Annotated in this window: 18 protein-coding genes; 10 read left to right on the forward strand and 8 right to left on the reverse strand. The window is 65.8% G+C overall.

The genetic code is table 11. The annotated features are described in order from the left end of the window. Positions 1 to 5 precede the first annotated feature (5 nt). The 4 genes from tyrS to Q8M13_RS03760 all read left to right on the forward strand — a co-directional run bounded on the left by tyrS (position 6) and on the right by Q8M13_RS03760 (position 3758). Complete coding sequence (tyrS, locus tag Q8M13_RS03745) at positions 6 to 1337, forward strand: tyrosine--tRNA ligase (RefSeq protein ID WP_305298300.1); 1332 nt, start codon at positions 6 to 8, stop codon at positions 1335 to 1337. Between the two features lie 74 nt (positions 1338 to 1411). Continuing rightward, positions 1412 to 1882, forward strand: a complete 471-nt coding sequence (locus tag Q8M13_RS03750) for a peroxiredoxin (protein ID WP_305298301.1) — start codon at positions 1412 to 1414, stop codon at positions 1880 to 1882. 282 nt (positions 1883 to 2164) lie between these two features. Beyond that, positions 2165 to 3328 carry a M23 family metallopeptidase gene (locus tag Q8M13_RS03755; RefSeq protein ID WP_305298302.1) on the forward strand — a complete coding sequence of 388 codons (1164 nt, stop codon included), beginning with the start codon at positions 2165 to 2167 and terminating at the stop codon, positions 3326 to 3328. Between the two features lie 16 nt (positions 3329 to 3344). Continuing rightward, on the forward strand, positions 3345 to 3758 hold the full coding sequence (locus tag Q8M13_RS03760) for a polymer-forming cytoskeletal protein (RefSeq protein WP_370869938.1): 414 nt from the start codon (positions 3345 to 3347) through the stop codon (positions 3756 to 3758). Here Q8M13_RS03760 and Q8M13_RS03765 read toward each other — a convergent pair. The 4 genes from Q8M13_RS03765 to Q8M13_RS03780 all read right to left on the reverse strand — a co-directional run bounded on the left by Q8M13_RS03765 (position 3755) and on the right by Q8M13_RS03780 (position 9408). After that, positions 3755 to 4465, reverse strand: a complete 711-nt coding sequence (locus Q8M13_RS03765) for a 2-phosphosulfolactate phosphatase (RefSeq protein WP_305298304.1) — start codon at positions 4463 to 4465, stop codon at positions 3755 to 3757. The genes Q8M13_RS03760 and Q8M13_RS03765 overlap by 4 nt on opposite strands. Before the next feature lie 66 nt (positions 4466 to 4531). Next, positions 4532 to 5651 (reverse strand): peptide chain release factor 2 gene (gene prfB, locus Q8M13_RS03770; RefSeq protein ID WP_305298306.1). Its coding sequence is split into 2 segments (ribosomal slippage): positions 4532 to 5581 and positions 5583 to 5651, totalling 1119 coding nucleotides; the frame shifts between segments, so codons are not numbered across the junction. 95 nt (positions 5652 to 5746) lie between these two features. Next, the gene (locus tag Q8M13_RS03775; protein WP_370869939.1) at positions 5747 to 8092 is read right to left on the reverse strand and encodes a penicillin-binding protein 1A; all 2346 of its coding nucleotides are present in this window, start codon (positions 8090 to 8092) and stop codon (positions 5747 to 5749) included. A 122-nt stretch (positions 8093 to 8214) separates the two neighbouring features. Then, positions 8215 to 9408, reverse strand: coding sequence for an N-acetylmuramoyl-L-alanine amidase (locus tag Q8M13_RS03780; protein ID WP_305298309.1), 1194 nt, complete (start codon positions 9406 to 9408; stop codon positions 8215 to 8217). A gap of 425 nt (positions 9409 to 9833) precedes the next feature. Between Q8M13_RS03780 and Q8M13_RS03785 the strand changes: the two genes are divergently transcribed. From Q8M13_RS03785 to Q8M13_RS03800, 4 genes are all read left to right on the forward strand, one after another. Continuing rightward, the gene (locus tag Q8M13_RS03785; protein WP_305298310.1) at positions 9834 to 12509 is read left to right on the forward strand and encodes a ribonuclease E/G; all 2676 of its coding nucleotides are present in this window, start codon (positions 9834 to 9836) and stop codon (positions 12507 to 12509) included. A 115-nt stretch (positions 12510 to 12624) separates the two neighbouring features. Continuing rightward, positions 12625 to 14028 carry a M48 family metalloprotease gene (locus Q8M13_RS03790; protein WP_305298311.1) on the forward strand — a complete coding sequence of 468 codons (1404 nt, stop codon included), beginning with the start codon at positions 12625 to 12627 and terminating at the stop codon, positions 14026 to 14028. 44 nt (positions 14029 to 14072) lie between these two features. Continuing rightward, entirely contained in the window at positions 14073 to 14816 is a 744-nt protein-coding gene (locus Q8M13_RS03795) for a DsbA family protein (protein ID WP_370869941.1), read from the forward strand. Positions 14817 to 14938: 122 nt separating this feature from the next. Further along, a complete protein-coding gene (locus Q8M13_RS03800; RefSeq protein WP_305298313.1) occupies positions 14939 to 16432 on the forward strand; it encodes an NAD(P)/FAD-dependent oxidoreductase in 1494 nt (497 codons plus the stop codon). Here the strand turns inward: Q8M13_RS03800 and Q8M13_RS03805 are convergent. The 4 genes from Q8M13_RS03805 to thiS are packed head-to-tail and all read right to left on the reverse strand — an operon-like array spanning position 16429 to position 18887. Continuing rightward, a complete protein-coding gene (locus tag Q8M13_RS03805; protein ID WP_305298314.1) occupies positions 16429 to 17226 on the reverse strand; it encodes an SDR family oxidoreductase in 798 nt (265 codons plus the stop codon). The two genes, Q8M13_RS03800 and Q8M13_RS03805, sit on opposite strands and share 4 nt — an antisense overlap. Before the next feature lie 17 nt (positions 17227 to 17243). Next, entirely contained in the window at positions 17244 to 17897 is a 654-nt protein-coding gene (locus Q8M13_RS03810; protein WP_305298315.1) for a 2-hydroxychromene-2-carboxylate isomerase, read from the reverse strand. Further along, a complete protein-coding gene (locus Q8M13_RS03815) occupies positions 17897 to 18685 on the reverse strand; it encodes a thiazole synthase (protein ID WP_305298317.1) in 789 nt (262 codons plus the stop codon). Before Q8M13_RS03815 ends, Q8M13_RS03810 begins: the two co-directional genes overlap by 1 nt. Position 18686: 1 nt before the next feature. Continuing rightward, a complete protein-coding gene (thiS, locus tag Q8M13_RS03820) occupies positions 18687 to 18887 on the reverse strand; it encodes a sulfur carrier protein ThiS (RefSeq protein WP_305298318.1) in 201 nt (66 codons plus the stop codon). 87 nt (positions 18888 to 18974) lie between these two features. Between thiS and Q8M13_RS03825 the strand changes: the two genes are divergently transcribed. Both Q8M13_RS03825 and accB read left to right on the forward strand, forming a co-directional pair. Further along, on the forward strand, positions 18975 to 19412 hold the full coding sequence (locus Q8M13_RS03825; RefSeq protein WP_305298320.1) for a type II 3-dehydroquinate dehydratase: 438 nt from the start codon (positions 18975 to 18977) through the stop codon (positions 19410 to 19412). 27 nt (positions 19413 to 19439) lie between these two features. Then, positions 19440 to 19922 (forward strand): acetyl-CoA carboxylase biotin carboxyl carrier protein, encoded by a 483-nt coding sequence (gene accB, locus Q8M13_RS03830; RefSeq protein WP_305298321.1) that lies wholly within the window; start codon positions 19440 to 19442, stop codon positions 19920 to 19922. Positions 19923 to 19927: the final 5 nt, after the last annotated feature.

The raw sequence follows: 19927 nt of genomic DNA on the forward strand, positions 1-19927 counted from the left end.
GTCAGATGTCCCTCGAAAATCCCGATAGCGGCGTGTTACAGCGCCCTGCAGAATCCCAGCCTTCAGAAGACCGCCCCATGTCCGCCGATCAGCCGTTCAAGTCCCAGTTCCTGAAGACCATGCAGGAGCGCGGTTACATTCACCAGATCACCCACCCGGTGGAACTGGATGAAGCCGCCAGCAAGGGGCCTATCACGGCCTACATCGGCTTCGACGCCACCGCCTCAAGCCTGCACGTCGGGCACATGATCCAGATCATGATGCTGCGTCGGCTGCAGCAGGCGGGCCACAAGCCGATCGTGCTGATGGGCGGCGGGACCACCAAGGTTGGCGACCCCACCTTCAAGGACACCCAGCGCCCGCTGCTCACCGACGAGCAGATCAAGGCCAATATCGACAGCATGAAGGTCAGCTTTGCGCGCTTCCTGACGTTCGGCGACGGCCCCACCGATGCGGTGATGGTCGACAACGCCGACTGGCTGGACAAACTCGGCTACGTCCAGTTCCTGCGCGACTACGGCGTGCACTTCACCATCAACCGGATGCTGACCTTCGACAGCGTCAAGCTGCGGCTCGAGCGTGAGCAGCCGATGACGTTCCTCGAATTCAACTACATGCTGATGCAGGCCACGGACTTCCTGGAGTTGGAGCGTACTCACGGCTGCGTCCTGCAGATGGGCGGCTCGGACCAGTGGGGGAACATCATCAACGGCGTGGAGCTGATCCGCCGCGTCGATCAGAAGCCGTCGTTCGGCCTCACCACGCCCCTGCTCTCGACGGCCTCTGGCCAGAAGATGGGCAAGACCGTGGGCGGCGCCGTCTGGCTGAACGCCGACATGCGCAGCCCCTACGACTACTGGCAGTTCTGGCGGAACACCGAGGACGCCGATGTCGGACGCTTCATGAAGCTATTCACCGACCTGTCGATGGAGGACATCGCCCGGTACGAAGCCATGCAGGGCGCCGACATCAACGAGGCCAAGAAAGTGCTGGCCAACGAGGCCACGCGGATGCTGCACGGCGAGGAAGCGGCGCACGCCGCCGCCGAAGCCGCACGCGTCGCTTTTGAAGTCGGCAGCGTCTCCGGCGACATGCCGACCTTCGAGATCGCCGCCGCCGACCTGGAGGCGGGCGTCGTCCTGGCCGCCCTGGCGACCGACGCCGGCTTGGCCGCTTCGCGCGGCGAGGCCCGGCGCCTGGCGCAAGGCGGCGGCCTTCGAGTCAACGATGCGGCTGAAGCTGACGCCAATCGCACGATCACATCGGCCGATCTGGTCGACGGCGTCGTGAAGCTCGCGGCCGGCAAAAAGAAAATCGTTTTGGTGAAGCCGGTCTAGAACCACGAACTGCTCGTCATGGCCGGGTCTGCTCGGTCATGACGAACAGGGTTGGGGACCCCACGGAGAGCAAGATGTCCGAACTAGCTCCTGGCGCGCCCGCGCCAGACTTCGAACTCGCCGGCGCTGACGGCGCGGTGACGCTCGCCGACTTCAAGGGCAAGGCGCTGGTCGTCTACTTCTACCCGAAGGACGACACGGCCGGATGCACCAAGGAGGCCCAGGAATTCACCGCCCTGGCCGCCGATTTCGCAAAAGCCGGCGTCGCCCTGCTCGGCGTTTCCAAGGACAGTGTCGCCAGTCACGCGAAGTTTACAGCCAAGTACGACCTTGCGGTCCCGCTGGCTTCGGACCCCGAAGGCGCGATGATCGAGCGCTACGGCGCCTGGGTCGAGAAGAACATGTACGGCAGCAAGTACATGGGAATCGAACGCTCCACCTACCTGATCGACGCCGAGGGCAAGCTGGCGCGGATCTGGCGCAAAGTGAAAGTGCCTGGCCACGCGGCCGAGGTGCTGAAAGCCGCCCAAGCCTTACAAGCTTAAGCGTTGGAGGCTGCGGCGGGTCGTCGCAGAAGCGGCGAATACGACGTCGTGACGGAACCCTCCGGTACGCGCTCCTGTTGTAGATTTGTCGCGACATGTTGCGATCTGTGATTGGCGCGAGGCCCAAGCGACGCCGTATCTAGCGGTTACGCTCAGGTCTCGTTAACCAAACATCTGGATACTTGAAGCGCACCCGCTCGCACACGTTGCAGGGTGATTGGCCTTGCGCGTTATCCAAAACTCATTGCATATCCGCGGCACCCTGGTTCCGTAATCGATACGGTGAGCATGACACGCTTCGCGCGCCTCCGCCGATCGCTCGAAGAGCTATTCCCTGAGAGGCATCTCTACGTCCGTTCCGGCGGAGAAATGCGCTCGTTCGTCCTAACGTCCGGCCGTCAGATGATGATCGCCGGCGGTGTCGCCGCTGGCGCGCTCTGGATGGGGGTCAGCACCGCGGCGATGATGGTCAACGCCATGGCCCTGTCGGGGCACGACCAAGAGTTGGCCCGTATGCAGGCCAAGTCCGAGCGCCTGGTGGCCGACCGCGAGGCGCGCCTCAACAGCGCCGTGGCCCAACTTAACGCCAATGAAGGCGGCGTGGACGCCCTGGCCGTCACCGTCGAGCGCCGCCATGCAGCGCTCGCGATGCTGCTGACCGAGATCAAGGGCCAGCCCGGCGCGACCGCCGCCCTGACCCCGGCCATCGAGAAGGCGACCAACGCGCCGGCCAATTCGAGCCCGCTGCGCCGCATCGAGATGGTGCGCGCCGGCCAGGAACGCCTGATCGACGCCGCCGACGATTTCGCCAAGACGCGCGCCGACCGGCTGCGCCTGGCCTTCCGGCTCGCCGGCCTGACGCCATCGTCCTACATGCCGAAGTCCGGCTCGCTGGGCGGCCCGCTGATCGAAGCCAAGGACCCGCGCGCCCTGGCCGCCGTGCTGGACGTCGATGAGGGCTTCGCCGAGCGCATCCAGCACGCCGCGACCAACCTTTCCGAGGCTGGCTCGCTCGCCGACGCAGCGACCAAGCTGCCCTTCGCCCGGCCGACCACGCTCACCCCGCAAACCAGCAGCTTCGGCGTGCGCTTCGATCCCTTCACACGGCGCCCGGCCTTCCACTCCGGGCTCGATTTCGCCGGGGCTTCCAACACTCCGATCTATTCGACCGCGCCCGGCGTGGTGTCGTTCACCGGCGTCCGCTCGGGCTATGGCAACACCATCGAGGTCGATCACGGACGCGGCTTCAAGACGCGCTACGCCCACCTGAACGGCATCGCCGTGCAGCCGGGCCAGCGCATCGCGGTGGGCCAGCGCATCGGCGCGATGGGTTCGACAGGGCGGTCCACGGGGCCGCACCTGCACTACGAGGTCTGGGTGAACGGTCGAGCCCAGAACCCCAATCGGTTCATAAAGGCTGGCGATTATGTTCTCCAAAACGGCTAAGCCCGAAAAGGCTTCCGTGAAGTCCGATGCGTCCCTGTCGGCACAGTCCAGCGACCCTGCGCGCAAGACGCCCCGTCCCGCTTCCCTGATCAGCGAAGACATCACCATCGAAGGCGGCGTCGCTGGCGAGGGTGACCTTCACGTCGATGGCGTGATCCGTGGCGACGTCCGCATCGGACACCTGACGATCGGCGAGACCGGCCACATCGAAGGCGCTATCCACGCCGACACCGTCGATGTGCGGGGGCGCATCATTGGAACGCTGACCGCCAAGCAGGTCCGCCTCTATGGCACCGCCTATGTCGATGGCGACATCACCCATGAAGCGCTGTCGGTCGAGACCGGGGCATTCTTCCAGGGACGGAGCCTGAAGTTCCAACGCCCAGCCCCGGTCGCCCTGGCCGCGCCGGACGAAGCCAAGAGCGCCTAGGCCGCTGCGTTCTCGTAGGCGCCGTTCTTCAGCATCGGCGCGCAGTGGCTGACATTCAGTTCGAGCGCGATCTCGACGTCCATGGCGTGCTCACGCCCGATCAACTCAAGGCCTGAACGGCACCCACGCAGGGTATGCGCCAGGTGAGGCTGGGCGCTGAGGAACGCGTCGCGCGCCACCTCGGCCTCGGGCTCTCCATTGAGCTTCAGGGCCGCGATGATCGCCCCTGCCCCCAGCAAATCCTCGATCGCCGGCCGCAGGCTGTCGTCGGGCCAGCGCTCGCCGGCCGGGATGACCGCGATGTCCGCGCCCTCCGCCAAGGCCAGAGCCTTGAAGGCGACCGCCTCGGCGTTGCGAAGGCAGCCAGCCAGGACAGCGGCCCGGCCGCAGGCCAGCGACAGGCGTGAACCATTCGGTGAGGGCAGCAGCAGGCGCTCGCCGGGGTTCAGCTTCATCAGGCTGGCCGGCGAAAGGCTGAGTTGCCCGCCGGCCTTGCGGCTGGCCGCTAACCGCACCCCCAGCCGCGTGGCCTCGGCGCGCGCGGCTTCATCGTCGCCATAGGGGAACGGGTGGATGCGGGCATGTCGATGCACCGCCACATCGACAGCAGTCGAGAACGACAAGACATCGACGATCACCATCACGGCGACCCGCTCGCGCAGGGCTTGCACCCCGCTCAGCCCCCACTCGCAATGGACCCGTTGCATGTCGCACCCTGTTTTCTGTCAGCCTTGCCGATCAGAACGCGCAGGCGGGGCCAAAAGCAACTTCGCCTAGGCGCCGGCCTCGCGGGTGACGCCAACCCTCTGGGCCAGCGAAGCGCCCATGAAGGCGTCCAGATCGCCGTCCAGCACACCTTGGGTGTCGGAGGTCTCCACGTCGGTCCGCAGGTCCTTCACCATCTGATACGGCTGCAGGACATAGGAGCGGATCTGGTGACCCCAGCCGATGTCGGTCTTCTGGTCTTCCAGGGCCTGGGCCTCGGCCTCGCGCTTCTGCAGTTCCAACTCGTAGAGCCGCGCGCGAAGCATTTTCCAAGCTTCCTCGCGGTTCTGGTGCTGCGAGCGACCCGACTGGCAGGCCACGGCCACGCCGGTCGGAATGTGCGTCAGGCGCACGGCGGAGTCGGTCTTGTTGATGTGCTGACCACCCGCGCCGGACGCGCGGTAGGTGTCGGTGCGAACATCGGACGGGTTGATCTCGATCTCGATAGTGTCGTCGACCACCGGATAGACCCATACCGACGCAAAGCTCGTGTGCCGCTTGGCTGCCGAGTCATAAGGCGAAATCCGGACCAGGCGGTGAACACCGGCCTCGGTCTTCAGCCAGCCATAGGCGTTGGGGCCCTTGACCTGCAGGGTGACCGACTTGATCCCGGCCTGTTCGCCCGGGGTCTCTTCCAGGAAATCGACGGTCATGCCGTGGGCGTTGGCCCAGCGGCTGTACATGCGCAGCAGCATGCCTGCCCAGTCGTTGGACTCGGTGCCGCCGGCGCCGGAATTGATTTCAACGAAAGCGTCGTTGCCGTCCGCCTCGCCCGAGAGCAGAGCTTCGAGCTCGGCGCGCGCCGCCCGTTCCTTCAGACCCTTGAGCTGGGCGCGAGCCTCATCGAGTGAGGATTCGTCGCCGTCCTCGTCGGCCATCTCGGCATAGCCGACAGCGTCGGCCAGATCGCGCTCAAGCGACTGCACGGCCTCGATCTGGGCCGCCAGCTTGCTGCGTTCGCGGCTGATTGCCTGGGCGGCCGCCGCGTCATTCCACAGGGTAGGATCCTCGACGCGGGCGTTCAGCTCATCGAGCTTTCTTAGGGAAGGTTCCCAGTCAAAGTCGCCTCCTGAGCAGTTCAATCGACTGCTCGATGTCGGCCTTGGAGGCCTCGACATCCGCTCTCATGGGAATCTCCGAACCAGACGTGTTCTGGGGTCGCGGCAGATAACGCGCGGGGGACCGGAAAACAATGGCCTCCCCGCAGATCGGTGATCCCGACCCTAGAACAGGCCGCTCATATCGTCCTGCTTCTTCGGCGGCGCGGCGGGCGCGCTGGGCGTCGAGAGCTTCCCGTCAGGCCAGGCCTGATTGTAGGGCACGGGTCCCTCCGACGGCACGCCGCCGAGAACCGGCGCCGCCACACGCGGCTCTGTGCCCGGTCGGAAGGCTTCGCGGATGCCGCGGACATTGGCGAACTTGGCGTTCTTGGGCGCCTTGAACTCCTCCTTCGGCAGATCCTTGGTCGCCGCGGCCATGAACTCGATGAAGATCGGCACGGCCGCCGTGGTCCCGGTTTCGCCGTTTCCGAGGCTGCGGTTGTCGTCGAAGCCGACGAACACCCCGGCCACGATCTGCGGCGTGAAGCCAACGAACCAGGCGCTGCGGTACTCGTTCGTGGTGCCGGTCTTGCCGCCCACCGGACGATTCAGCACGAGGGCCGAGGTCGCCGTACCGCGCTGGACGACGCCCTGCAGCATCGAGGTCACCTGATAGGCGGTGATGGGATCCATGACCTGCTCGCCGCCCGGCGGGATGCGCGGGCTTTCGTCGCCGTTGAAGCCGGCGTCGCAGCGCGGACAGTCGCGCTTGTCGGCTCGGAAGACCGTCTCGCCGTTCCGATCCTGGACCAGCTCGATCAGGTGCGGTTCGACCCGGCGGCCGCCGTTGACGAAGGTGGCGTAGGCGGCGGTCAGCTTGAAGGGCGTGGTTTCCCCTGCCCCCAGCGCCATGGCCAGGACCTTGTCCATCTTCTTGACCACGCCCATTCGCACCGCCAGGTCGCTGATCTTCGTCATCCCGACCGATTGCGCCAGGCGCACGGTCATGGCGTTGCGCGACAGCTCCAGGCCGCGCCGAAGGGTCAGGGCGCCGTAGTAGCGACGGTTGTAGTTCTCCGGCGTCCAGGTCTCGCCAGCGCGTGCGCCCTTCAGGGTGATGGCCGAGTCCATCACGATGCTGGCCGGGGTGTAGCCGTTCTCAAGCGCGGTGGCGTAGACGATCGGCTTGAAGGCCGAACCGGGCTGACGCATCGCCTGGGTGGCGCGGTTGAAACTCGACAGCGAGAAGGAATAGCCCCCGACCATCGCCAGCACCCGGCCCGAATGCGGCTCCATCGCCACCAGGGCGCCGTTGACGATCGGCACCTGGCGCAGACGGAATCCGCCGCCCTGGGCCGGCTCCACGAAGATCAGGTCGCCAGACTTCAGTCCCTTGCCCGCACGGGCCCAGGCCACGTCCTGGCTGACGATCGAACCGGTCGCGCCGCCATCGGCGACCTTGATACGGACATTGCCGCCCGAGGCCTCGGTCACCAGGGCCGCACGCCAGTCACGGCGTTCGGAGGGCGGAGTCTTCTTCTTGGCGACAGCTTCCCAGCCGTCGGCGGTTTCGACCCGCGCCCAGGCGCCCCGCCATCCATGACGGCGGTCGTACTGCTCCAGACCATTCATCAGCGCCACCCGAGCGGCGGTCTGCAGCTCCGGATCCAGGGTGGTGCGCATATAGTAGCCGCCCTCGTTGAGGCGTTGGCCCAGCGTGGCCAGGCCGCGACGGCGCACTTCCTCGACGAAGAAGTCGGCGTCCCGGTACTTGGCGCGCGACGGCGCCTTCTGCACCTTGAGGTCCTCAAGCTTGGCGGCTTCGGCCTCGGCTCGGGTGACCCAGCCCAGGTCGGCCATCTGGTCGAGGATCCAGTTACGCCGCGCCATCGCCTGCTGCTTGCGCCGCATCGGATGGTAGTTGTCCGGTCCCTTGGGCAAGGCCGCCAGATAGGCCGACTCAGCCAGGGTCAGGTCGGTGATCGACTTGCCGAAATAGTTGTAGGCCGCCGCCCCCACGCCATAGGAGCGATAGCCGAGCCAGATCTCGTTCAAATAGAGTTCGAGAATCTGTTCCTTGTTGAGCGTTTGCTCCAGCCGCCCGGCCAGGATGGCTTCCTTGAGCTTGCGCCCGACGGTCGCGTCGCTGGTCAGCAGCACATTCTTGGCGACCTGCTGGGTGATGGTCGAACCGCCCTCGAGGCGACGGCCGTTCACCGCGTTCAGGACGTTCTTGGCCATGGCCCGCGTCAGGCCCATGGCGTCGACGCCGCCGTGGCTGAAGAAGTTGCGATCTTCAGCCGCCAGGAAGGCCTGGGCCAACTGTGGGGGAATGTTGTCGTAGGGAACGTAGATTCGGCGTTCGCGAGAGAACTCGCCGATCAGAACGCCGTCCCAGGCATAGGCCCGCGTCGCCGTCGGCGGCCGATAGTCCACCAGATCGCCCGCATCGGGCATGTCATGGAACAGCCAGGCCGCGTAGATCGCGGTGGCGAAGCCGGCCAACGCGATAGCGCTCAGCACCGCCACGCCGGCGATCGCGATCCATCTACCCGGGGGATTCAAAACTGACCGACCTCCGCGGGGGTGAACCCCAACCGAGCCCTCGGTCTAACGTGCATCGGGCCGGGCGCCAACGGCCCTGCGACAGCTTACCGCGAAGCCAGCTTGGTCTGCTGGCCGAAGTAGTCGTCGATGGCGTCGCCGACGCTGCTCATCAACCGGTTGCGGCGGCCTGGATCGCGCAGGACGGCTTCGTCCTCGGCGTTGGTGATGAAGCCCATCTCCAGCAGGACCGCCGGCACGTCCGGCGCGAGCAGCACGGCCAGTCCAGCTTCACGGTGGCTACGGCGCAGCAACGGCTGGTGGTCGCTGACCCGGGCCAGCAGCACCTCGGCGAAGCTCGCCGAGCGATTGCGGGTCATGCGCTGGGTCAGGTCCAGCAGGATGGTCGACACGCCATTGTCGCCATGGCTGCCGGCCTGCATGAACCAGTCGTCCTTACTGACGAACTTGGCCGAACGGCCGGTGGCGCGGTCGGCCAGGGTATAGACGCTGGCGCCCCGCAGGCTGGGGTCGGAGCCCGAATCTGCGTGCAGAGATATAAAGAGATCGGCGTCGGCGCGGCGCGCGATCTGCACCCGCACGCCATGATCGACATAGACGTCGGTGTCGCGCGTCATCACGACTTTGTAGCGGCCGCTGCGTTCGAGTTGGGACTTCAGCGCCCTCGCCGCAGCCAGGGTCACATCCTTCTCATTGCCCTCAGCGCCGCGCGCGCCCGGATCCTTGCCGCCGTGACCGGCGTCGATCACGATCACCTTCTTCAGGGGCAAGGCGGCCTTGGTCGGTCGCACTGGCGCGGACAGGAATCGCGCCGTGTTCGACTGGGCGACCTGGGTGGTCGTGGCCGGCGACTTGGCGGCGAGGTCGATGACATAGCGATAGTTGCTCACGCCGTCGGCCGGCGGCAGCAGGAAGCGGCGCTTGATGGTGGCGTCCGAGGCGAGATCCAGGCGCAGGCGTGCGCCTCCGGGGCCGTCATCGACGACCCAGGCCTTCACCAGACCAAGACCGCCGCCTTGCAAGCCGCCTTCAACCGAGACGCCCGGAAGGTTCACGACCACCCGGCGGTCATCGGCGCCGTCGGAGGCGACCTTGCCCGAGGCCGAACGGCTCAGATCAATAACGATGCGGGTTTCGGTGCGGTCTCCGCCGAGGCGGACCTTCAGAATGTCGGCGCCCGAGCCAGCAGCTTGAGCACCGGCGACAACAGCCAGGCAGCCGATCGCAGCGCCGACAAAGGCCAGCACGCTTTTTCTGCCCAACTTGAAGATGCCGCCCATTCCCGCGCAGCCCCGCACTAAACTCAACTGTTCCTAATCCCCATATAGCCTCAGGCGACATGGACAAACGGTTAACCCTGTCCTCACACTTTTCATCTTGGCACGGCCGCTTTCCTTTTTCCGTCCAGTGTTGCAATGTCCGCCCGCGCTGGAGTGCGCGCGCTTTGCGTTGCAAAGCCGCCTTCCGCGCGACAACCAGCTCGCGTTGGCCATTCGCCCTACGGCGACCAACGCATCCTCCGATCCGCGCTTAATGTTGAGCGCGCCTGGGAACACACTAATGGGCAGCGCCGCTCGAGCCCTCTTCCGGCCTACCGCTCGTCTTGTCGGCTTCGACAACGCGATGAGCGGTGGCGTGCGCGCCCTCCTGACAAACCGGCGGCGCCCGAGCCGAGAGTTCGCGGCGCGCCACGGAGACGTATTTAATGTCCAAGAAGATGCTCATCGACGCCGCACACGCAGAAGAGACGCGTGTCGTGGTGATCGACGGATCCCGAGTTGAAGAGTTCGATTTCGAGAGCCAGAACCGCAAGCAGCTAAGAGGCAATATCTATCTCGCCAAGGTGACGCGCGTTGAGCCGTCGCTGCAGGCCGCCTTCATCGAATACGGCGGGAACCGTCACGGCTTCCTCGCCTTCAACGAAATCCACCCGGACTACTACCAGATCCCAGTCGCCGACCGCGAAGCGCTGATGCGCGACGACGCGGATGACGAGGACGATCATCACGAAGCGCGCTCGCGCTCGTCCGATGACGAGGATGAAGACGCCGACGACGCCGACGAAGACGACGTCATGGAAGAAGAAGTCGCCCGGCGCCGCCGGCGGCTGATGCGCAAGTACAAGATCCAGGAAGTGATCCGCCGTCGGCAGATCATGCTGGTTCAGGTCGTCAAGGAAGAGCGTGGCAACAAGGGCGCGGCCCTGACCACCTATCTCTCCCTGGCCGGCCGCTATGGCGTCCTGATGCCCAACACCGCCCGTGGCGGCGGGATCAGCCGCAAGATCACGACGGTCACCGACCGCAAGCGCCTGAAAGGCGTGGTTCAGAGCCTGGACGTGCCGGAAGGCATGGGCCTGATCGTCCGCACGGCCGGCGCCAAACGCACCAAGGCCGAGATCAAGCGCGACTACGAATATCTGCTGCGCCTGTGGGAAAACATCCGCGAAACCACACTGCATTCCGTGGCCCCTGCCCTCATCTATGAGGAAGAGGACCTGGTGAAGCGCACCATCCGCGACCTCTACGACAAGGACATCGACGAGGTCTGGGTCGAGGGCGAAGCCGGCTTCAAGGAAGCCCGCGACTTCATGCGCATGTTGATGCCGTCGCAGGCCAAGAAGGTACAGCCGTACCGCGAAGCGACGCCGCTGTTCGTCAAGCACCGCATCGAGGACCACCTCAGCCAGATCTACTCACCGGTCGTGCCGCTGCGCTCCGGCGGCTATCTGGTCATCAACCAGACCGAGGCCCTGGTCGCCGTCGACGTGAACTCCGGCCGCGCCACGCGCGAGCGGAACATCGAGGCCACCGCCCTCAAGACCAACATGGAGGCGGCGGAAGAAGCCGCTCGCCAACTGCGCCTGCGCGACCTGGCCGGCCTGGTCGTCATCGACTTCATCGACATGGACGAGGCGAAGAACAACCGCGCCGTCGAGAAGAAGCTGAAGGACTCGCTGAAGGACGACCGCGCCCGCATCCAGATGGGCAAGATCAGCTCGTTCGGCCTGATGGAAATCAGCCGCCAGCGTCGTCGTTCCGGCGTGCTGGAAGGCACCACCCACGTCTGCGAACATTGCGCCGGCACCGGCCGCGTCCGCTCGGTCGAGTCCAGCGCCCTGGCCGCGCTGCGCGCCGTCGAGATCGAAGCCCTGAAGGGCGGCGGTGAGGCGACCCTCAAGGTGCCGCGCGCCGTGGGTCTCTACATCCTGAACGAAAAGCGCGGCCATCTGGCCCGTGTCCATGAGAAGCTCGGCCTGTTCATCACCATCGTGATCGACGACGCCCTGGCTCATGCCGATCATGAGATCGAGCGCACTTCCAGCGAGACCCGGCCCGAACACGCGCTGATAGCCCATAGCGCCCCGATCCACGCCTACGCGCCCGTTGATGACGACTTCGACGACGAGGCCTACGAAGACGAGGAAGAGGAAGAACTCGAGGACGAAGAAGAAGAGGCGATCGAGCGCGAAGCCACCGACGACGACGGGGCCGAGCAACGCCTGCAGGACAGCGAAGACGACGGAGAAGATCGCGGCGCACGCCGTGGCCGCCGCCGCCGCCGTCGCGGTCGTCGCGACGGAGAGCCGCGCGAAGCGGCCGCCGTCGCGCCCGGCGTTCCAGGCGAAGAGCAGGCCCGCACCGACGACACCGAGGACGATGGCCAAGGCGGCCGACGTCGTCGGCGTGGTCGCCGCGGTGGTCGCCGCATGCGCGACGACGGCCGCCCGGCCGACATCTTCTCCTGGACCCGTCCGTGGGTTCCCTATGGCGAGGATCCCTTCGTCTGGCACGACCCGGCCGAGGATTTCCCCGCGGCCCGCGCTCCGGCCCCGATCGCCGCCAATGACGAGGCGCCCGTCGCCGAAGTCGAGGCTGCTTCGCCGGTCCTGAGCGTCCAACCCGAGTACGACGGCGACGTCTGGGTGGAACTGCCCGCGGTCGAGGAAAAGCCGAAGAAGGCTCGTTCACGCCGTGGTCGCGGTCGCGGCAAGGGCGAGAGCGAAGAGACTTCGGTCGAGGCCGTCGCTGAAACCGTGGCCGAAGTTGTGGTCGAGGTTGAAACCCAACCGGAACCGGAAGCTGAGCCCGCGCCGGAACCGGTCGCGGTGGTAGAGGCGCCGCCGGCCAAGAAGCCGCGTGCTCGTCGCACCAAGGCTTCCATCGCCGCTGAGGCGGCCGCGGCCGAAGCAGCCGCGGCGGCTCCTGCCGAGGTGATCGCCGAGCCGGTGATCGAACCGGTTGTCGAAGTCGCGCCTGAGCCTGCGCCGGAACCGGAGCCCGCTCCGGCCCCCGCGCCGGTCGTGCGTGAACCCGACCCGGCCGAGATCAGCTCCAAGCCGGCCCCAGCGGCCCGCAAGGGCTGGTGGCGTCGCGGCTAGACCACGCATTGGAGAAACGGAAACCGGCCGCGCTCGCGCGCCGGTTTCCACTCCGCGTGAAGCGCGCTAGGTTCTCATGATGGGGCTTGGCAGGGGGCGCTTGGAGTTATCTGGGATGGTTTCCCCTGCTCGCTCGTTCTCTCGCATCGCGATGGCCGCCGTTGCAGCGCTAAGCCTTGCGCTGCCTCCGGTTCCGGCCCGCGCCGAGGACGGCGTCGCCCTGATCCGCGATACCGAGATCGAGGAAATCCTGCGCAAGGATTCCGAGCCGATCTTCAAGGCCGCCGGCATTGATTCGACTTCGATCGAAATCCTGCTGATCGGCGGCAAGGACATGCAGGCCTTCGCCGGCCCCGGGGTCATGGGCGTCTATACCGGCCTGATCCTGGAATCTGAAAATCCCAACCAGCTCCAAGGCGTCATCGCCCACGAAGTCGGCCACTTGGCCGCCGGGCACTCCGCCCGCTCGGGCGAGATGACGGCGGCGGGCATGACGCCCTTCCTGCTGACCATGGGCCTGGGCGTGCTGGCCGCGCTCGCCGGTTCGGGCGAAGGCGCCGCGGGCCTGATCGGCAGCGCCAGCTATTTCGGCACCCTGGGCGCCATGGGCTATAGCCGCGAACAGGAAAGCCGGGCCGACCAAGCTGGCGCGGCGATGCTTGAGCGCGCCGGACTGTCGGGCAAGGGGCTCGTCGAGTTCTTCGACAACTTCCGCTACCAGGAAGTCTTCCAGGAAGCTCGGCGCTTCGCCTACTTCCGGTCTCACCCGCTCTCATCGTCGCGGATCGAAACCCTGCGGCACCGGGTCGAAGAAAACGCCCACTACAACACCCCCGACACGCCCGAGGCGCTGGCCGAGCACAGCATCATGAAGGCCAAGCTGGACGGGTTCCTGAACCCCACCGTGGCCATCACCAAATATACGGAGAAGGACACGTCCTATCCGGCCCGCTATGCGCGGGCGATCGCCTACTATCAGATGAAGCAGCCCGATCAGGCGCTGAAGCTGATCGACGCCCTGCTGGCCGAGCAGCCGGACAATCCGTACCTTTGGGAGCTGAAGGGCCAGGTGCTCTTTGAGTTCGGCCGCGCCAAGGAGGCTGAAATGCCGCAGCGCAAGTCGGTCGAGCTGAAACCCGACGCGCCGTTGCTGCGCATCAACCTTGGCCAGACGCTCATCGCGCTGGACGACGACAAGAAGGTCGAGGAAGGCGTGGGCGAACTGCGCAAGGCGCTGACGCAGGAACACGACAACGCGGCCGCCTGGCGCATCCTGGCCCAAGCCTATGACAAGCAGGGCAAGGAGGGCTTGGCCCGCCTGGCCACCGGCGAGTACTTCTTCGCGGTCGGCGATCCGCAGCAGGCGCGGGTCTTCGCCATGCGCGCACGGGAGAAACTCGACAAGGACACGCCGGAATGGCGCCGCGCGACGGACATCGTATTGACGTCAAAACCCAGCAAGGACGATCTCAAGGATCTTGCCTCTGAAGGCTCGATCACGCGACGTTCGTCACGCTGACGCTTCGCAAACCCCCGCTTCTCACCTATTTGGCCTACATGACCATGACCACTCGCGCGGCTCTCGCGCTTTGCGCCGCCCTCGCCCTGCCGCTCGCCGCCTGCGCGAAGAAGCCTGACGATGACTTCGGCCAGAAGGTGCGAACCTATCTGCTCGAGCATCCCGAGGTGATCGAGGAAGCCGTCCAAAAGCTTCAGGAAAACAAGCAGGCCGCCGCCGCTGAAGCCGCCAAGGCCTCGCTTGGCAAGTACCGCGCCCAGCTTGAGCGCGATCCGCGCGACTTCGTCGCCAACCCCGACGGGAAGATCACCGTGGTCGAGTTCTTCGACTACCGCTGCGGCTACTGCAAGGTCAGCGCGCCTGAGGTTCTAAAGCTGATCGCAGAGAACCCCGACGTCCGATTCGTCTTCAAGGAATTCCCGATCTTCGGCGGCGAGTCCAACCTGGCCGCCCAGGTCGCCCTCTCCGAACCGGCCAAGCCCAAGACCCTGAAGCTGTTCGAAGCCTTCATGGCCGAGAAGGCCCTGGACGCCGCGTCGATCGACCGCCACCTGCGCGCCGCCGGCGTGGATCCAGCCGCCGCCAAGGCGGCCGGCGCCTCTCCCGCGGTTCAGAAGCACATCGCCGACACCCGCGAACTGGCCCAGGCGCTGGCGATCGAAGGTACGCCGGCCTTTATCATCGGCGACACCATGATCCCCGGCGCTGATATCGCAGCGCTGCGGGCGGCGATCGAAGAAGCCAAGACCGGCAAGCTGAAGACCGTTCCGAACGTAAAGCCGTCCTAACGCCCTCTCAGGCGCATTCGGCTCCAAAACTCAGGCTTCCCGCCGTCTGACGACACCGCTAGGCTCTCCCCAGGGAACTTAGGGAACAGTCCGTCCAGCAACGGGGGAGCCTGAGTAAGAAAATGCACGAACGTGTATTGGTGATCGGGGCCGGGATCGCTGGATTGTGCACGGCGCTGGCCCTGGCGCCGACTGGACGCGACATCGTTATTCTCGAACGCGACCCGCCCCCGCCGACCGGCGGACCGGACGAAGCCTTCCAAGACTGGAGCCGGCGAGGCGTCGGCCATCTGCGCCACAGCCATGCCTTTCTGGCGCGGCTACGCACCATCATCAAGACCGAGCACCCCGAACTGCACGCCGACCTGTTGCGGGCGGGATGCCGCGAGCTCGGCTTCGACCGGATGCTCACCGACCTCCATCGCGCCGACTACCGCCCTCGGCCGGAAGACCGCGACTTCGTCGTGCTGACCAGCCGTCGCACCACCCTGGAACTGGTGATCCGGCGCTATGTCGAACACCACCCCAATGTGCGGATCGCCTCGGAGACCTTCGTCCGCAAGCTGCTGACCCAACTAACACCGGAGGGTCTGCGGGTGGTCGGCGTTTCGGTGACCGATGCGGCGGGCGCGCGAGACGTCATCAGCGACATCGTGATCGACGCCGGCGGCCGCACCTCATCGGGAATCGAGCAACTCGTGGAAGAAGGCGCTGCCATCACCGAGGAGAGCGAGAGCACCGGCATCATCTACTTCACGCGCCATTTCCGGCTGCTGCCGGGGGTGGAGGAACCTCGCTCAAAGGCTCCGGGCACTGGCGATCTGGGCTTCCTGAAGTTCGGTCTGTTCCCAGGCGACAACGGCTGCTTCTCAATCACCATCTGCGTGCCCGAGGTCGAGCTCGAACTGCGCAAGGCCATGGTGAACCCCGAGGTCTTCCAAGCCATCTGCGCTCGCATCCCCGGCCTTGTCCCGTGGATAGACCCAGCGATCTCTGAAGGCGTCGGCCGCGTCTACGGCATGGGCGAGCTCAACAGCCGCTGGCGAGACATCAGCGGCGATGGAACGCCGGCGGTGCTGGGTTACTTCGCCGTCGGCGACAGCTTGGTGCGAACCAATCCGCTCTATGGGCGCGGCTGCTCGTTCGCGGCGGTCAGCGCCTACCTGCTGCGTGACGTCCTTGTCTCGACCGAGGACGCCGGCACCCGGGTCACGGAGTATCAGGAACGGGTGACCGCCGAGTTGCGCCCCTACTACCTCAACATGCGCGACCAGGATCGCTCCGCCATCCGCCGCGCCAAGCAGAACCTTACGCCAGGCTATCGCCCCAGCATCAAGAGCCGGGTTCTAAAGAGCTTCCTGGAGGACGGGGTGAACATCGCCGTCCGCTCGGACGCCAACCTGCTGCGCGAAGCCCTACGCGGCTTCCACATGCTGGAGCATCCGTCCGCCTGGCTGAAGCGGCCGGACAACATCGCCAAGATCATGCGCTACTGGGCAACCCGCCGCGCGTTGAAGGCCGACGCCTATCCGCCCAAACCAGGGCCGGGCCGTGTCGAGCTGATGCGAGGCGTCGGCCTCTCGCCGGAGGCCGACATGATCAAGGCTGCGGCCTAGCCGTCGGCGTTGTTGAACAATCCGCCTTGGGCCATCTGATCTCGGGTGGCCTCGGGCGCCAGGGTCGCGGCCTTGTCCAGCTCGACCAATTCCGGCGGGACGTACCAGTGCAGGGTGTCGGCGTGGTAGGCCTCCCACACCACCTTGGCGACCTCGACCGGCGGAATGGCCCGGAACATTCCATCCTTGGGCGCGCCGGCGGCGACGCCCGGCGGCAGGATCGGCGTATCGATCACGCCGGGCAGCACATCGGCGACTCGCACCCCATAGGCCTTGAACTCCACCGACAGGGCCTCTGAAAACCCCTTCACGGCGTGCTTGGTCGCGGAATAGACCGCGATATTGGCCATGCCGAAGGTCGCCGATGAAGATGAGGTCGTGAAGCACAGCGAGTTTGGCGTGGCCTTCAGCAGGCCGATCGCCTCGTGAATGCCGATCAGCACGCCCATCAGGTTGACCTGAACGACCGCGATCACATCCTCGAAGGGCTGCTCGGCGAACGGCCCTCCCCGGCCGATCCCGGCATTGTTGAACAGCAGGTCCAGCTTACCATCCGTCGCGATGGAGAAATCCGCCAGCGCCGCGCGGTAGTCCTCGCGGTCGGTGACATCCAACGGGCGGACCAGGCAATTGCCCGCGCCGAGTTCGGCCTCCAAGGAAGCCAGCCCGGCGGCGTTGACGTCATAGCCGCCTACGAACCAGCCCTTGCCGGCGAACAGTCTGGCGGTCTCCAGGCCCATGCCGGAGGCCGCTCCAGTGATGAAAATCGACTTCCGCCCGTTCGCCTGGCCCATCGCGCTTCCCTTTTTCGTCAGGCGCGCGGTGTCATCCCGCGCTGCTTCAGCCGCCACACCAGCACATCGAAGCGGTCTTGTCCGAAGAAGGGTTCGTTCTCGAACACCATGGTCGGCACGCCCCAGTGGCCGGCCTCGCGGTGAGCCTCCTGGCTGGCCTCAATCTCGGCGGCGATCTCCGCGGCTTGAGCCTGCGCCGCACTCGCGAGCAGATCCATATCCAGGCCGGCGCGGGTGATGGCCTGTCGAACCTGATCGCCCTCGTTCCAGGGCTGCTCGCCACCGCGCCAGATCAGCCGGCTGACCTCGTCATAGAAGGCCAGCCCCTGCGGCGTTCGCCCCGCCATCACGCCTAGCGGCATCAGCAGGTCCAGATGCGGTTGATCCTTGGCGCCGTTCAGGGTGGCGAAATCGACCACCACCGGATCAGGCTTGGGCCAAGCCAGCGGCAGCTCCAGGAATTCGGCCAGACGCCGGATGTCGCGCATCAGATAGGGGATGAACAGCGGGTCCTGCTTGGTGAAGAACCCCTCCGAACGCACCGCCAGCGGATAGACCGGCCGAATCCGAACATCGACGTCGTAGGTTTCCGCCAATTCCCGCAAACGCGGGGTCACCAGATAGGAATAGGGACTGCGGAAGGACCAGAAGACGTCGACGCTCAGGGTCATCAAATCAAGCCAGCTAGCGGTGAGGATGGCTCAGCATACATACGTTTTGGCATGCGTCCTGCCAAAAACGATTCCCGGCCGGCGATCACCGCGTGCTTCATCGCATTGGCCATGCGAATCGGCGACGTGGCGCCGGCGATGGCCGTGTTCATCAGCACCGCGTCACAGCCCGTCTCCATGGCCAAGACGGCGTCAGACGCCGTGCCGACCCCAGCGTCGACCAGCACCGGCACCTTGGACTGCTCGATGATCAGACCCAGGTTCAGGAAGTTCTGGATGCCCCTGCCCGACCCGATCGGGGCTGCAGCCGGCATGATCGCGCAGGCGCCGGCGTCTTCCAGCTTCTGAGCGTAGACCGGATCGTCGCTGCAATAGACCATCACCTGGAAGCCGTCGGCGACCAGCAGCTTCAGCGCCCGCAGGGTCTCTTCCATATCCGGCAGCAGGTGCTTGGTGTTGGACAGCACCTCCAGCTTCACAAGATCCCAGCCACCGGCCTCCCGCGCCAGGCGCAGGGTCCGGATCGCATCCTCACCGGTGAAGCAGCCGGCGGTGTTGGGCAGGAAAGTGAACCGCTCGGGGCTCACATAGTCGACCAGCATCGGCTGGTTCGGATCGCTGAGGTTCACCCGGCGCACCGCGACCGTGACGAGCTCGGCCCCCGCCGCCTCGGCGGCCGCGGCGTTCTCCGCATAGTCCTTGTAATTGCCGGTGCCGACGATCAGGCGCGAGGTGAAGGTGCGGCCAGCTACCGTCCACGTGTCTCCTGGTTGGATAGACCCGTCCATGTCAGCCACCTCCGATAAAATGCACGATCTCGATGCGGTCGCCGTCGGCGATCGCTGTCTGCAGATAGGCCGAACGCGGCACGATCTCCAGATTGCGTTCCACCGCGACCTTGCGCGCGTCCAGGCCCAGTTCGGCCACCAAAGCGGCCACGTTCGACAGGGCTCCGAAGGCCCTTTCCTCGCCGTTGATGGTCAGCGTCATGACGCCCTCGTGAAGCTTGAAGTTGCCGAATGCTTGTGACCCCCGCCGCCGACCGTTACAAGACGGCGGAATCGACGGCGGAGCCGAATGTCGAAACCGATCTATGTGCTTAGCGGGCCCAACCTCAACCTCTTGGGGGTCCGGGAGCCGGAGATTTACGGGAAGGAAACGCTGGAGGACGTCCGCACACGTTGCGAGCGTCGCGCCGGCGCCCTTGGTCATGCCGTGATCTTCCGCCAATCAAACCACGAGGGCCAGTTGATCGACTGGGTGCAGGAGGCTCGCACAGAGGCCTGCGCCCTGGTGATCAACCCGGCGGGCTATGGACACACGTCCGTCGCCCTGCTGGACGCTCTCAAGACGCTCGATATCCCGATCGTCGAGTGTCACCTGTCAAACCCGGCGGCGCGTGAGACGTTCCGTCGTGAAACCTTTGTCTCCCTGGCCGCCACCGGAGTTGTCTCCGGTTTCGGCGGGGCAAGCTATGAATTGGCCGTCGAGGCCGCCGCGGGCCTGGCCCGCTGAGCCTCAACCCAAGTTAAGGAATAGAATATGGCTAGCAGTCCCAAGGCTCCTGCCGATCCGATCGACGCCCGCATGGTGCGCAAACTGGCCGACATCCTGACAGACACCGGCCTGTCGGAAATCGAAGTCGAGTGCGATGGACTGAAGATCCGGGTGGCCAAGACGCTGACCTCGGCCCCGATCCAGTACGCCGCAGCTCCCGCCCCGGTCGCCGCAGTGGCGGCGCCTGCCGCCGCTGCTCCGACTGGTGAAGCCGCCGCGCCGGAACGTCGCAAGGGCGACGTCGTCAACTCCCCGATGGTCGGCACCGTCTATCTGCAGCCGCAACCTGACGCCCCGGCCTTCGTCAAGGTGGGCGACATGGTCAGCGCCGGTCAGACGCTGATGATCGTCGAAGCCATGAAGACCATGAACCCGATCCCCGCGCCAAAGGCCGGCAAGGTCGTGGAGATCATCGTCGAGGACGCCCAGCCCGTCGAGTTCGGCGAGCCTCTGGTTGTCATCGAGTAGGATCG

It is taken from the genome of Phenylobacterium sp., assembly GCF_030681155.1.
Lineage (GTDB): Bacteria > Pseudomonadota > Alphaproteobacteria > Caulobacterales > Caulobacteraceae > Phenylobacterium.